Raw genomic sequence first — 14318 nt, 5'->3', positions numbered from 1 at the left:
CTCCCCTCCCCCTCCCCCCCCCCCTCCCCCCCCTCCCCCCCCCCCCCCCCCCCCCCCCCCCCCCCCCCCCCCCCCCCCCCCCCCCCGCAGCACCGGATCATCCTGCGGTCCGAGCGAGGGCATCCGCCTCGGGCCGTCCCCAGATCTCCGACCACCGACAACCCGTGCAAGGAGTCAGGCAATGCTGAAACACAGATACCTCCTCCCATCCATCGCGGCCGCGGCGGCCCTTGTCGTGACTGCGGCCGGCGGCGCGCTCAACGGCGGCTTCGGCGGAACGGCTTCGGCCGCGACGAACGGCACCCTCGCGGCGACCGCCGGCTGCGGCAAGGCCCCCACGCTGGCCAACGGCACCCGCACGATCTCCAGCGGCGGACAGAACCGTAGCTACATCCTGCGGCTCCCCGACGGCTACGACCGCAACCGCCAGTACCGGCTGATCTTCGGCTTCCACTGGCTCAACGGCTCAGCCCAGAACGTCTCCTCGGCCGGCTACTACGGCCTCCTACCGCTGTCGAACAACAGCACCATCTTCGTCGCCCCCCAGGGCATCGACGCCGGTTGGGCCAACACCAACAACCGCGACCTCACCCTCTTCGACGACATCCGCACACAGGTCGAAAACGACCTCTGCGTCGACACCACCCAACGCTTCGCCCTCGGCTGGAGCTACGGCGGAGCTATGAGCTACGCCGTGGCCTGCGCCCGGCCCACCGTCATCCGCGCCGTCGCCGTCCTGTCCGGCGCCCAGCTCAGCGGATGCAACGGTGGCACCACACCTGTGCCCTACTTCGGCATCCACGGCATCTACGACAGCGTGCTGAACATCTCCCAGGGCCGGTCGCTGCGCGACACCTTCGTCCGGAACAACGGCTGCACGGCGCAGAGCCCGCGCGAGCCGAGCCGAGGCAGCCTCACCCACATCACCACCGTCTACACCGGCTGCCGCTCCGGCTACCCCGTGCAATGGGCCGCGTTCGACGGAGACCACACCCCCAGCCCCGTCGACGGATCCTCCAGCCCCAACGACTCCCGCACCTGGACCTCCGGAGAAATCTGGAGGTTCTTCACCTCACTCGGCTCCACCAACCCCACCACCCCACCCGGTAACCCCACCACCCCACCCGGCAACCCGACGACTCCGCCGGTGAACCCGACCACGCCGCCGGCCGGTGGTGCGAGCCAGATCGTGGGCGTGCAGTCGAACCGGTGCGTCGACGTGCCCAACTCCTCCCACAACAACGGCACCCGGGTGCAGCTCTACGACTGCAACCGGGGGTCGAACCAGTCCTGGACCTACACCTCGGACAAGCAACTTCGGGTGTACGGGGACATGTGTCTGGACGCGGCTGGTTCGGGTAACGGCGCGGCGGTGCAGATCTACAGCTGCCACGGTCAGACGAACCAGCAGTGGAACGTGAACTCCAACGGCACGGTCAGTGGTGTGCAGTCCGGGCGGTGCCTGGACGTGTGGAGCACGGCCAACGGTTCTCAGGTGCAGTTGTACGACTGCCACGGGAACACCAACCAGCGATTCAACCTCGTCCCCCTCGCCTGACGACCGTGACCGGCTCGACGAACGACGAGCCGGTCCAACCCACCGTTAGCACGCCGGCCCAGCCGCCTGGCCGGGCCGGCTATGGTGCGCCCGTGGATAACAGAGCCGGCGCTGTTGCGTTGCCGGTGGTCGTGAGCTGAGGCGGGCTTGACGGGTGAGGCTAATGCTCTGACCATGAACGTTCACGGTGTGGGTCAGGCTGCCGTTCGTACGGTGGGTTGACCCCATCGTCGTTGGCGTTCGGAGCGGATGCGACCGCGTTCGCGGCGTTGTGCGGCGAGGACGTCCGGGTGTCGGGCGTTGGCGTTGCGCCACCGTAGGTAGGCGTGGATCGCCCTGGTCGAGGACGGGTGGTTGGGCCGGTTCGACCGGGCGACGGTGAACATCCGCAGCGGTCCGAAGTGCGCCTCGATCGGGTTCGCCCAGGACGAGTACGTCGGCGTGAAACACAACGCGTTCGTATGGGTGTGATCGAGGCACCCCCGAGCGGTGAAGCGATCCGACCTTCGTTCTCCTCACCCGGCCCGGGGACCGGGCGCAGCGCCGTGGGAGACCACGTAGATCAGGACCCCGTGCTCCGTTGCGATTCTCGCCCGCGTGGGCAGTTCCAGAGGTCAGTCGGTGCGGAAACCCGCCACGTGGCGGGACAGTTCCCGGCCGACTGCGCGCCGGCATCCCGTACGTCGACGTGGCGGCCGAGATCGAGGCGAACGTCGACACGTTCGCGCACTTCGCGGAACGCGCCCGCGCCGCCGGCACCGTGGTGGTCCCGGCGATGGCCTTTTTCGGCGGCCTCGGCGACCTGCTGGTCACTACCGCGATGGGCGACTGGACGGCTGCAGACGAGGTGCACGTCGCCTACGGCCTGAGCAGCTGGCACCCGACCGACGGCACGCTCGCGTCGGGCATGGTCTCGTCGCAGCGGCGCGGTGGCCGCCGGGTCCGCTACAGCGGCGGACAGCTGCAGTACCACGACGACGCGCTGCCGACCCTGGAGTGGTCCTTCCCGGCCCCACTCGGCCCGCAGAGCGTCATCGGTGAGTTCACCATGGCCGACGTCGTCACCGTCCCCAGCCACCTGGACGTGCCGGAGGTCCGCACCTACATGACCGCCAAGGCGGCCTCGGACCTGTTCTCCCCCGACCCCACGGCACCGACCGCCGTCGACGATCGCAACCGCTCCGCACAGACGTTCGTCATCGACGTCTTCGTCCGCTCCGGCGACACGGAACGCCGCGTGGCCGCCACCGGTCAGGACGTCTACGCCATCAGCACGCCGCTCGCGGTGGAGGCCGTCGACCGCCTCCTCACCGGCCGGACCCGGGCAAGCGGCGTCGTCTCCGCCGGCGCGGTCTTCGACGCCCCAACTTCCTCAATGCCCTGTCCGCGCACCTCACGCTGCACGCGCCGGCCGACGCCCGCAGCTGACCAGCGACTCGTGCCGGCCCAGTCCTGGAACAGATCGTGCAGCCCGGCGCCAAGGTCGCTCCCACCGCCTGATCATGACCAACGCACTGGAAGAGGCATGCCTCGGCGGCGTTATCCAGGACTTCCTCGGGCACGCCGAGGCCGGCAGCGCGATCTGGATCTTCAACATGGACAAGGACGCTGTCAGGCCACTGATCCCGCGCTTCGCCGCTGTCACCAAGGACATGATCCGCCGGGACCTGATCGAGCTGATCCCGACCGACCGGTACGACGACTGGCCGAACCACGTACCGATGACTGAGTCTGAGATCGACGCAGCTCTCGCAGACCCCTACACCTGGATGTCCGGCGACGCGACCGGACCGATCATGCTGATGACCACCGACCACGCCGACCACCTACTCGGCCGCTGACCCGCCGTCTGCGCCCGGATGCTCGGGATCAGCCGATCCGGTGCTGCGCCGCGGCGATCGCCATGACCACGACGGGCCGGTACGCCGAGTTCGGTTCGCGCGCCTGCGCGTCGGGTCCAAAGGCGGCATCACGAGTGGCGATCCGATAGATAAGTGCTCGCACCAACATCTGGCCCCACTCCGGCAGGTGCGACCAGCGTTCAATCACCTGAGGACCGGCGCCATACCAGCACAAAGCGTCGACCACCGCGACCGCCGCCGCCCACGAGACTGGTCGCCAGTACGGCGACCAGTCGATGATCGCCGGCGCAACGCCGTCGGCAAACAACACGTTGCCCGCCAGATCCCCGTGAACGATCTGCTCCGGCAGATGCACTGGCCGACGAGCCAAAGCGAGCGGCTCCAGCAACTCCAGGTCGGCCGAACTCCCGGAGATCGGGGCCTCCTCCCACGCCACGCGATCTCCATACGACCATGGGTCCTCACGAGCATCGAGGAAGTCCGGACGCGGTAGATCAGCAACAGCGGCGTGAAACGCGGATCCCGCCCGGACCACCTCATCGATCCGCGCCGTGTCGGGTTCACCAGCGACGAGTCGCCATGCCTCCCAGCCATCAACCAACCAGCTCCCGTCCGCCGCTGGCACCGGACGTGGCACTCGGAACTCCGCCGACACCCGCACCACGGCGAGTGTCTCCGCTCGCCACCGCGACTCGTCGGCGCCCTCGGACGGTTTGAGCACCACATCACCAATACGCCAGGTTCCACCCTTGCCGCCGGGTAACACCTCCGGCACGCCTGAAACACCGAACGCGTGCAGGACCTCCAGCGGAGGGCCACTCGTCGCGGACTCCACGACGAAGGATCATAGATTCGCCCGCCCTCGACGCCATCCGGATTTCCCAACCGGGTCAACCGAGCAACGGACCACGTCCGTCGACGCACGATGAGGCCTATCCCAGGTTGCCGGTAGCGCTCGCAGCGCTTCCGGCTACGCCGCCGCTAACGGTGAACAGCCATCGTCACGATCATGGCGCGTTACACACCCTGGCACATGCCCTGCGGACTCGAACAACACCCTGGGCGCCCACAGCATGCCGCCGAGGCACCTCCCGCGACCCTGCGCACCTGAACCGCGACAACCCAACGCCGCGAGCACACCGAACGCGCCACGAAGAAAACGACAGATCGATGAGAAAATCGGCCGACAAACCTGTGAGAACCCCAGACACCGCCTCAGGTCAGGCGCCTGCCGACCGACAACTTCGCCGAGAACCTACAGCCCGTGTAGGTTCCCATTGAAGATGTCGCTTTCTCATGGACATGTCGTCTGACATGTCGCTTGCGACATCTTTGTGAGATGTTGAGCGCCCGACCTCGTACTCGCTCGGCCTCGCGCCCGGCTCGTCGGTTGGGCCCTTGTTCGTCCCTTCGCCCCGCTCTTCGACCAGCCCCATGGCTCAGCTCTTCGCTCGCCGCGCGGCTGCCATCCGGCAGCCGTTGACCAACCAACAGTGTGCGGGCGGCGAACGTGCCGCGGCCGCCCAGTCCGGCGTGCCGACCTATGCCGTCATCGAGGACGAACACGCCGTACATGCCCGCCTCGCCGCTGCACCGCTCCGGCCGCTGGACGTACCGCACGGTCTGGCTGGTGCGGTGGAATGCGGCGGAGCCGCCCGAAAGCCGCACCCGCCAGCCGCTAAAACTCGCTTTCTCCTGGAGCGGCACGTTCTCGCCTCGTCAAAGAGAACCGAGATCCCAGGCCAGTTTCGTTGAGACGAAGGAAGAGATTCCGGTGAAACCGCCCGACTTCATGAGACGAGCGGGCCGCGTCGGCGGGCGGTTGAGCACTCCGCCGGAGCTTGCCTCATAGGGTCCGTCGGAACGCAGGTCAACGCTTGATCATCCGCTACCTCGATTGAGACCGGTGATCAGCCCTTAACGGTCAGGATTGGGCGCAGTTCGGCGACCGGCTGGGCCACCTCGGCGCGCTGGAGGCTGTTCACCACCGGTCCGACATCCTTGTAGGCCCACGGCGCCTCCTGCTTGAGATCGCGGCGCCATGCCTCGATGATGTCGCGGCGGGCGGCGACCGCCGGGTCCCGGTGGTCGAGCGGGGTGACCACTCGGAACTCGCGCAGGAACGCGTCCAGTTCCGCGTCGCCGCCCCGGGACGCCGCGCCGCGCGGAATGCTGCGGCCCGCGCCGTGGCAGGCGCTGCTGATTGCCCGTACGCTGCCGAGCCCGCGGAGCAGATAGCTGGGCGCGCCCATCGAACCGGGTACGATGACCGGCTCTCCCCACAGCTCAGGTGGACGGTGCGCGTGGTCGGTGACCCCGCCGGCCGGCGTGGCGCCCTTGCGGTGGACCACCGTGCCGTCGTCGCCGGGCCAGAGCAGATTGTGCGGGGACTCGTAAACCAACCGGGAGGAGATGTCACCAGCGACGTCGGCCAGGCCGGCGCGCAGCATCATCGCCAGGAAGAACCGGTTACCGATGGCGAAGTTGGCCGCGTTGGCGAACGCGGTGAGGTACTTCTCCCGTCCCAGTGCGCCGCGCTCGTCGAGCAGCATCGGCAGGATCCGGTTGGCAGGCATCGGCACCCCGCGCGGCCAGGCGGCCCGCGCCTGCTCCTGGCCGGTTGCGTTGGCCTGGTGGCCTAGCGACAGCGAGCCGCTGTGGACCATCAGCACCACCTGGCCGGGCGTCAGTCCCCAGGCGTACGCGGCGGGGCCGTCGTGGATTGCCGAGACGTACTGCAGTTCGGCGAAGTGGTTGCCGCCGCCGACGCTGCCGATGATGCTGTCGTAGCTGGTCCCGCCGCCGCTGGCGATCCAATCGTCAAACGCTTTCGCCGATTCGACCGGGTAGCCGCTGGCATGCAGGCGCACGTCGACGTCGCGAGTGTCGTCCGGACCGACCTGCCGCCAGGCGCCGTCGGCGGTGGCCGGTACGCCGTCGGCGAGCAGCCCGGGCAGCCCTTCGCGGAGCAGTCCTTCCCGCTGGGTCGGGGTCAGGCCGATGTGCCGGCCGCCCTCGAAGAACAGGTGCCGGAGCCGCCCTTCGAGCCGGTCCAGGTGCGGGCGGAGCCGGTCCACGGTCAGGGAGGTGGCCTCTACCCGCATGCCGCAGTTGATGTCGTTGCCGACCGCCTGGGGGATCAGCGCGCCGACGGTGCGCAGCACCGTGCCGATCGGGATGCCGGCGCCCTTGTGGAAGTCGGGGGTGCACACCACCCGGTCGATGCGGGGTTCCTGGTCCAGGCCGGGCGTGGCCTCGGCCAGGGAACGTAGCGTGCGGGTGGTGTCGAGGACGGTGAGCAGCTCGTCGATCGCCGCCGACTCGATCGGTACGTCGGGACCCGCGCAGATCTCTACCGGTACACCGGCGGGGTTGGGCAGGGTGAGCCAGGAGTCATCGGTACGGACCAGACGCGGGTCTGGCCGCTTGAACGCGGACATGCGGGAACCTTTCGTGGCTGCCGAGGGATGTCATGAAGAATCGACACGCGCGTCGTCGCGTGTCGACACGGGACAGAACCCGTCTGTTATCCGGTTGTGTGCCTGACGGTTCAGCAGCCGCGAGGTCAGATCAGGGTAGAGGAGCGGGGATTGATTCCGCGACTCCTTTCAGTCAGCCTCGACGGGTTGGCCTCTGCGAACATGCCCGCGCCGCGCCAGTACCTGCCCACCGACCACGGCAGCGCCACCAGTAACGGCGCAGCGCTTCCGGATACGCCGCCGCTAATGGACGAGGTCATCGTCCAGCTCACCGCCCGTTACAGCAGGTTGTGCGGCTACCTCCGCCCGGTGACCGAGCAGCACAGGCCAACCACCGCGTGGTCATCAAGAAAACGACCGGTCGATGAGAGAAACCCACTGACTAACCGCTGAGAAACCCCGGTAAGGCCCAGGTCAGCCGCCCGACCAACGACAAGATCACCGAGACCCTACAGCCCGTGTAGGTGCTCATCCCCGATGGCGGACTCTCATGATCTTGGCGGTCGCAGTGGCGAATCCGCCAAGATCATGAAAACTGCTGAGTGTCTCTGAATGATCCTCGATCCGGGTCACCGAGGGGTCGACCGACACGATCCACTCGATCGGTTAGCCGTCGTTGAACACGGTCGCTCAAGGACCCCACCCATAAGGTCGGCGGAACACAACCTGCCGGCCGTGCAGCACTCGGGCGACCAGGGTCAACCTGTGTGGGAACGCGGGGGCGGCGGCTCGATTGCTGCGACGCGGTGGAATTGTTCAGTTTGTCGGGTGGGGGTCCTCGGTGAACGCTGTGGCGTGGTCGGCGGCCCACTGCCGGAACGTTCGCGGTGGCGTTCCGAGGATGTCGGCCACCGTGGAGGTGACGTACGCCGGCTGCCCCATCGCGGCGTCCCATGCGGCCAGGAGCATGTCCACCGCCGGGCGTGCGGCTTCCGGGGTCTCGCGCCGGAACTCGTCGGGCGACAGTTCCTCGAACGCGATCGTGCGGCCCAGGACGTCACCGATGATGCCTACCTGTTTCGCCTGACTGAGGGACTCGGGGCCGGTCAGGACGTAGTCGCCGCCGGCGTGTCCGTCCTCGTACAGCGTCCGCGCGACAACCGCTGCCACGTCTCGATCGTTGACGGGGGCCGTCTCGGCCGCGCCGTACGGCCACCGGACCGGGCGGTCGGCACGAATCCCGGCGGCCCACCAGAGCAGGGCGTTCGACGCGAACATTCCCGGCCGGATGATCGTCGAGTCGAGTCCGGTGCCGGCGATGAGCCGCTCGATCTCGGCGTGCAGCGCCGCCATCGGGTTCGGTTGCCGGAAGAACGGGTGCGGGGTCCGGTGCGGCGCGGACAGGTAGACGACCCGCTGTGCGTGGGCGGCCAGCCGGTCGACGACGGCCGCCGCGGTCTGCGGCGGGGCGGTCCAGACCAGGAAGACCGTACTGACGGCGTGCAGCGCGGCGTCGAGCGATTCGGGCACGGTGAGATCGCCGGTGACGATCTCGATGTTGGTGGGCAGCGTCCCCGCCGACTCGGAGCGGCGTACGAGGGCGCGGACCGGCACGCCGGCGTCGGTCAGCAGGTCGATCACGGAGCGTCCGACCCGGCCGGTCGCCCCGGTGACGAGCACCGGAGGTCCGTCAACGGGCGTCATGGCAACCTCGCCATCGTCGATGGGGTGCTGTGGGTGTCTGTCTGTCTCATGACCCTATCAAATCGTTACCGAGTTAAAAATGCAACTCGGTAATGAATGTTACTCTGTCAGGGTGATCGAACCGGTCGGGCTACGGGCCCGCAAGAAGGCGCGAACCCGAGACGTGATCGCTGATGCGGCGATCTCGCTGTTCCTGGCGCACGGCTTCGACCAGGTGTCGGTGTCCGACATCGCCGCGACGGCCGAGGTGTCGAAGCCGACCCTGTTCCGCTACTTCGCGACGAAGGAAGACCTGATCCTGCACCGGTTCGCGGACCACCAGGGCGAGGCCGCACGCGTGGTACGCGACCGCCAGTCCGACATGACGCCGATGACGGCGCTGCACCGGCACTTCCGGGCCGGTCTCGATCGCTTCGAGCCGGTCACCGGCCTCAACGATCATCCCGAGGTGGTGGCGTTTCACCGGCTGGTGTTCACCACACCGAGCCTGACGGGACGGCTCATGCAGTACATGCTCGATGACGAGGACGCACTGGCCGCCGTCCTCGACCGAGGCATCGGGGCCCGACTACAAGCCGCCCAGGTGATCGCGGTTCAACGCGTACTGGCCCGGACCAACTGGCAGAAGATCGCCGACGGACGGACCGCACGCGATGTCCAGCCCGAGGCAGTCGCCGACGCGGACCATGCCTTCGCCCAACTGCGCCGTGGAACAGACAATTCCTAGCCGTTACAGCGGCACACTCCAGCCAACGCCTCCGAGGAATTCGCCAACTCGCTGAGACGAATGCACCGCCAACCCGTTGAGACGGCCCAGCGAAGCGCAGGCCGCGAATACTCACACCGCCAAGATCACCGAGAACCTACAGTCGAGTGACAGGACTTACTGGTGCGCCGCCACGGTTGCCCCGCGCGTCAGCGCCAGTCGTACGTGCGGTCGGTCATGGGCGGCAGCAGTACGGGAACGGGCGGTACGCGCGCGGGCGTGTTCGGGCAGGTCGAGCAGGTGTATGACGACCGCGAGGAACACCGATCGGCCGAGTTGGACCGCCACGTACGCGCCGGCGAACACGACCGCGCGTTCGTTGAACCCCTGGGAGACGGCGACCGCCATCACCATGTTCGCACCGAACATGCTGGCGATGACGACGAAACCTGCATCGAACCCGGGATCAGTTCCACGCCCTTACTGCCAGCTCCGGGCACCATCTCGTCGGCGAAACGCTACGCCCGGAAACGACCGCGGCCGAGCGCCTACGAGAAGCAGACCGCCTGCTCGCCGGTGTACCGGTGGCGCTGGCCGAGTTCGCCTCGGCCCTCGGCGCGATCGTACGACCGTCTGCCGCACCGGCAGTGCCACCGCCAAGGGCAGCGTCTACCAACGCCGGTGCCCCGGTGAGCGCATCGCCGGGACGACCGGCGTCGGTACCAGCGGCCGTCACGCGCCTCGCCGGACGACTCGCCCCGTGGCGAGAGGGCGAGGACGCCAAGCGGTACGCGTTCGACGCCGACCGCAGGCACCTGGACGACGCACCCTTCGTCAGTGGCCGGGTCAAGTCCGTCGCATCGGGATTGCGCCCAGTCCGGGGCGGTGGCCTTCCGGTCACCGTGACCGATCACGTCGAGGGAAACGTCGCCGCCCGAATGCGCGCCGACGACGGGCCGCGCGAGGTCACCCTCGTGATCAACAAAACGCCGTGCGATGACCGGCCGTTCGGCTGCGACCAGCTACTCCCTCACTCATCCCGGCTGGGTCACGCCTTACCGTGCATGTGGTAGAAGCAGACGGACCCCGATTCCACCGCACGTACGAGGGCACCGGGAAGGCGATCGCAGCGTGAGTTATCGGATGATCTGGACCGGCGACAGCCGAACGGTCGCCACCGTTGCCGAGGTGGATGCGGCGCTCGATGACATCGCCGCACAGGCCGCCGTTGCCGTGCTCCCGTTCGTCGTCACGGTCCTACCGGCTGGCAGTGAGCACCTGTCCCCGTTCGACGAGGACTTCCCGGACTGCCTCGAAGTCGGGCTCGGCCACCCGGATCGGGCGTTCGTGCGTTGGATGGGCGACGGCGGCGGGTACGGCTACGACCCGGATCTCGAGCCCGGACCGACCGGACTCCGGTTCGACTACGGTGGACAACCGCTCTACCCCGAACCTAACGAGCTACGAGTGAGCCCGCTCCACGCCCGGCGGGCCGTGGACGAGTTCATCGCGACCGGTAAGCGGCCCACCCACCTGCACTGGCAACCGGCAGAATGAATGCGGGGAAGGCGCCGCCGAACCTGGCGCACCATCCTTTTCTGAGCTTCTTAACGCATTGTGCTGTCTCCTCATGCTCGGGCGAGTTGCCGGGTCCACGGCTAGATCGTGGCAGGGGCGGCCGTCATGGACGGAAACGACAACAGATCCAGAACGTACCCGAACAACCGCCGTCGGCGGCCGATCGCGGCTCGCCGCCGCCTGCGAGGTCGGCGCGGTTGGCGGCGTCCATCCCGCATCGAGATATGCGGGCGTGACGGCAGACCCATACCCTGTCAGTTCGTCAGCGGACGGCACTGCCGATGATCTGGTCGGCCTCCTCGGCCAGGTTCGTGAAGTCGGCGGTCACCGCCTCGGCGCGCATGGCCCGCGCCCGCAGCAGGGCCTCGACCCCGCGTGCGGCAGCCAACTCGGCGCGGGCCAACCCGAGACCGGCCCGGATCCGCAGCAACGGATAGCCCAGCCGCTCGCCCAGCGCGTACGCCTCGCCGAAGCAGCGCTCCGCCTCGGCGAGAGAGTTGGCCCTGAGCAGGGCGTCCCCGAGCGTGAACAGCAACTCCGCCTGGGCCCGCTGGTCCCCGGTCGTCCTGGTGAGCGCCAGCGCACGGCGGGCGGCGTCCACCGCGGCGTCGTGCTCGCCCAGCGTCGCGTACATCTGGCTCAGCTCGTCGAGCACGCACAGTTGGCCGGTGGGCGACCGGGTTTCGACGAAGTAGGCCAACGCCTCCTCCAGGTGCTCGCGGGCCTCCGCCATCCGCCCGAGCATCCGTAGCGCCATGCCCAGGTTGGACCGGTTGCCCGCCGCCGACTGCCGCCCGGCTGCCCGGCCCTCGTTGAGCCGCAGGGCCGCGGCGAAGTGCGCGGCGGCGTCCTCGGCCCGGCCCTCGTCGACGAGCATGGCGCCGAGGTCGTTGAGGGTGACCGCCTCCACGTGGATGCAGCCGCACGCCCGGCTGACGGTGAGCGCCCGCCGGTACCAGGATCGCGCCTCCGGGAGCCGGCCCAGTAGCTTCTGCACCAGGCCGATGTTGTGCAGCAGGTACGCCTCCCCTTCCGGCCACCCGTGCCGCTCGGCGAGGGCCAGGGCCTGCTCGTACTCGGCCAGCGCCTCGACGGCCTGCCCGAGCGACCACAGCGCCTGTCCGATGGTCTGGTGCATCGCCGCCCGGCCCCGCCCCTCTCCGGCCGTCTCGGCGGCGGTAAGCCCGGCCCGTCCGGTGGCCAGCCACGCGGCGGAGTGCCGGCGGACGAAGAAATAGCCGCGTAGCTGGTCGGCGAGCTGCCACGCGTACGCACGGTGATCGTCCCGTTCGGCTGCCTCCTCCACTGCCGCGACCAGTGCGGGCAGCTCGGCGTCCAGCCACACGGTTGCCTCGGCGGCGTCCCGGAACGCGCCGGTGTCCACGTTCGGTACCGGCAGCCGGACCATGCTCGGATAGATCAGCTCTGCCGCTGCGGCCACCCGGGCGAGATAGCCGTCGAGCATGTTCCGCAGCGCCTCGACACGCCGGTCGGCGGGCTCCTCGGCATCCAGCCGCCCGAGAGCGAAGATCCGGAGCAGGTCGTGGTAGCGGTAGCGGCCGTCGCCGGCCGGTTGCAGCAGGTTGCCGTCGATCAGGTCATCGAGTTCCCGCACCGTGTTCGCAACGGTGAGGTCGAGGGTGGCGGCGGCGATCGGGGCCACGAAGTCGGTGCCGGGCAGGAGCGCGAGCAGCCGGAACGCGCGAGCCGTGCGTACCGGAAGCTCCAGGTAGCTCAGCGCGAAGCTGGCTGCGACCCCGACGTCGCCGACCTGGAGCTCGGCCAACCGGTCACGCTGGTCGTCCAGCCGGTCGACCAGGTCCCGCACCGACCAGCCCGGACGGTTGGCGAGGCGCGCACCGGCCACCCGGAGCGCGATCGGCAGCCCGGCGCAGGCCGTGGCCAGCTCGGCCACCGCCTCCGGCTCGACGGCCACCCGATCGGCGCCGGCGGTGGCGGCGAGCAGCCCGACCGCCTCGTCCGGCGAGAACGGCGCCAGGTCGATCACGGCCACCCCGGCCAGGTCGGGCAGCCGCCACCGGCTGGTGATCAGTGCGACGCTGCCCCCGGGACCGGGCAGCAGCGGGCGGACCTGGGCCGCGTCCCGCGCGTTGTCCAGGATCACCAGCACCCGTCGCTCGGCGGTGATGCTGCGGAAGAGCGCCGCGCGTTCCTCGTGGTGCCTGGGAATGCGGCGGTCCTCCACTGCGAGCGCGCGCAGGAACCGTGCCAGCGCCTCGGCCGGGAGGAGCGGCCGTGCGCCGGCGCCGGCCAGGTCGATGTAGAGCTGGCCGTCCGGGTACGCGGAGCGGACCAGTTGCGCCGCCCGCAGCGCGAGCGTGGTCTTGCCGACCCCGGCCACTCCGAAGACCAGGCAGACCGGCGTCGGCTGCCGGGACAGCAGGCCGAGCAGCGTGCCGACCTCCTCGGTCCGGCCGGTGAAGTCACCGGGCGGCGCGGGCGCCTGCCACGGCCGGGGTGTACTGTCCACCGCCGCGTCCTCGGCCGGCTCCTGTCGGAGCACCGCCCGGTACGCCTCGGCCAGTTCGGTCCCTGGGTCGACCCCGAGCTCCTCGCGGAGCCGCCGTCGGACGTCGTGGTAGGCCGAGAGCGCCGCCGCCCGCCTGCCGGTCGCGCCCAACGCGGTGATCAGCCGGGCGTGCAGCGGCTCGTCCAGCGGGCGCACGGTGGCCACCGCGATCAGCCTCGGCAGCGCCACGTCGTTGCGGGACAGCGCGTCGGCCAGGTCGGCGTGCCGCACCGTGGCCGTCGCGCGTTCCTCCTGCAACGCCGCTGCCGCCGGATGCCCCCGCACCTCCTCGACGTCCGCGCACGGCTCGCCGCGCCACAGGCCCAACGCCTGGTCCAGCAGGTCGAGCGCGGCGTCGGGCCGGTCGGCGGTCCGCGCGGCGCCGAGCAGCGCCCGGAAGGTGGCCTGGTCCACCTCGTCGGCGCCCAACTCCAGCCGGTAGCCGCCGGCGGTCAGCACGACGGCGCCCGGCGAGAGCAGGCGACGTAGCCGGCTCACGTGGGTCTGCACCAGATTGACCGCCGACGGCGGCACCCGGTCGCCCCAGAGCAGGTCGATCAGCTCGTCGCGGTGTACGGCGACGCGCGGGGTGAGCGCCAGCCGGGCGAGTACCACCCGATGTCGTCCGGTGCCGAGCGCCGTCTCCGTCGTGCCCCGGTACACCACCAGCGGGCCGAGTACGCCCACCCGAACCGTCGCGTCCGGCTCGGCCATCCGGGTCTCCGGCCGGACCGGGCCGGCGGCGGCGCGGAAGGTCCTGGTCTCGGCCGGGTTCAGACCGAGCGCGACGGCCAGCGCGCGGACCGACCCGGTGCGCGGCCCACGGCTGCGCCGCTGCTCCAGATCGCGGATCGCGGCGGCACTCAGGCCGGTACGGTCGGCGAGTTCTCTCTGGGTCAGTCCGGCCTGTTCCCGGTATGCCTTCAGCAACGCGGCGAAGTCCACGGATGGGGACCTTAGT

The 14318-nt window shown here is 69.6% G+C and carries 11 protein-coding genes and 1 pseudogene; 6 read left to right on the top strand and 6 right to left on the bottom strand.

The genetic code is table 11. The features are described from left to right. The first annotated feature begins 181 nt into the window (after positions 1–181). Positions 182–1558 carry a ricin-type beta-trefoil lectin domain protein gene (locus ACZ6QQ_RS15720; protein WP_465876921.1) on the top strand — a complete coding sequence of 459 codons (1377 nt, stop codon included), beginning with the start codon at positions 182–184 and terminating at the stop codon, positions 1556–1558. 194 nt (positions 1559–1752) lie between these two features. Here ACZ6QQ_RS15720 and ACZ6QQ_RS15715 read toward each other — a convergent pair. Then, positions 1753–2010, bottom strand: a pseudogene (locus ACZ6QQ_RS15715) (IS630 family transposase); the annotation flags it as partial. 1050 nt (positions 2011–3060) lie between these two features. Between ACZ6QQ_RS15715 and ACZ6QQ_RS15710 the strand changes: the two are divergent. After that, positions 3061–3399, top strand: coding sequence for a hypothetical protein (locus tag ACZ6QQ_RS15710; RefSeq protein WP_465876920.1), 339 nt, complete (start codon positions 3061–3063; stop codon positions 3397–3399). A 28-nt stretch (positions 3400–3427) separates the two neighbouring features. On the opposite strand, the gene ACZ6QQ_RS15705 is transcribed toward ACZ6QQ_RS15710, so the two are convergent. Both ACZ6QQ_RS15705 and ACZ6QQ_RS15700 read right to left on the bottom strand, forming a co-directional pair. After that, positions 3428–4255, bottom strand: a complete 828-nt coding sequence (locus tag ACZ6QQ_RS15705) for a TIGR02569 family protein (protein ID WP_465876918.1) — start codon at positions 4253–4255, stop codon at positions 3428–3430. Positions 4256–5330: 1075 nt separating this feature from the next. After that, complete coding sequence (locus ACZ6QQ_RS15700; protein ID WP_465876917.1) at positions 5331–6860, bottom strand: RtcB family protein; 1530 nt, start codon at positions 6858–6860, stop codon at positions 5331–5333. Positions 6861–7010: 150 nt separating this feature from the next. Here ACZ6QQ_RS15700 and ACZ6QQ_RS15695 point away from each other — a divergent pair, with 150 nt between their 5' ends. Continuing rightward, positions 7011–7292 carry a hypothetical protein gene (locus tag ACZ6QQ_RS15695; protein ID WP_465876915.1) on the top strand — a complete coding sequence of 94 codons (282 nt, stop codon included), beginning with the start codon at positions 7011–7013 and terminating at the stop codon, positions 7290–7292. A gap of 363 nt (positions 7293–7655) precedes the next feature. Here the strand turns inward: ACZ6QQ_RS15695 and ACZ6QQ_RS15690 are convergent, their stop codons facing one another. After that, a complete protein-coding gene (locus tag ACZ6QQ_RS15690) occupies positions 7656–8543 on the bottom strand; it encodes an NAD(P)H-binding protein (RefSeq protein ID WP_465876914.1) in 888 nt (295 codons plus the stop codon). Between the two features lie 79 nt (positions 8544–8622). Between ACZ6QQ_RS15690 and ACZ6QQ_RS15685 the strand changes: the two genes are divergently transcribed. After that, positions 8623–9270: a TetR/AcrR family transcriptional regulator gene (locus tag ACZ6QQ_RS15685; protein WP_465876913.1), complete on the top strand. Its 648-nt coding sequence runs from the start codon at positions 8623–8625 to the stop codon at positions 9268–9270. 156 nt (positions 9271–9426) lie between these two features. On the opposite strand, the gene ACZ6QQ_RS15680 is transcribed toward ACZ6QQ_RS15685, so the two are convergent. Further along, a complete protein-coding gene (locus tag ACZ6QQ_RS15680; protein ID WP_465876912.1) occupies positions 9427–9678 on the bottom strand; it encodes a hypothetical protein in 252 nt (83 codons plus the stop codon). 155 nt (positions 9679–9833) lie between these two features. Here ACZ6QQ_RS15680 and ACZ6QQ_RS15675 point away from each other — a divergent pair, with 155 nt between their 5' ends. Together ACZ6QQ_RS15675 and ACZ6QQ_RS15670 are read left to right on the top strand one after the other, a co-directional pair. Further along, the gene (locus ACZ6QQ_RS15675) at positions 9834–10322 is read left to right on the top strand and encodes a DddA-like double-stranded DNA deaminase toxin (protein ID WP_465876910.1); all 489 of its coding nucleotides are present in this window, start codon (positions 9834–9836) and stop codon (positions 10320–10322) included. Positions 10323–10380: 58 nt separating this feature from the next. After that, positions 10381–10806, top strand: a complete 426-nt coding sequence (locus ACZ6QQ_RS15670) for an Imm1 family immunity protein (RefSeq protein ID WP_465876909.1) — start codon at positions 10381–10383, stop codon at positions 10804–10806. A 283-nt stretch (positions 10807–11089) separates the two neighbouring features. Here ACZ6QQ_RS15670 and ACZ6QQ_RS15665 read toward each other — a convergent pair whose 3' ends face one another. After that, positions 11090–14302, bottom strand: a complete 3213-nt coding sequence (locus tag ACZ6QQ_RS15665) for a tetratricopeptide repeat protein (RefSeq protein ID WP_465876908.1) — start codon at positions 14300–14302, stop codon at positions 11090–11092. Positions 14303–14318: the final 16 nt, after the last annotated feature.

Source organism: Micromonospora sp. NPDC049529 (assembly GCF_055586685.1).
This window is presented reverse-complemented; position numbering and strand designations above follow the sequence as displayed.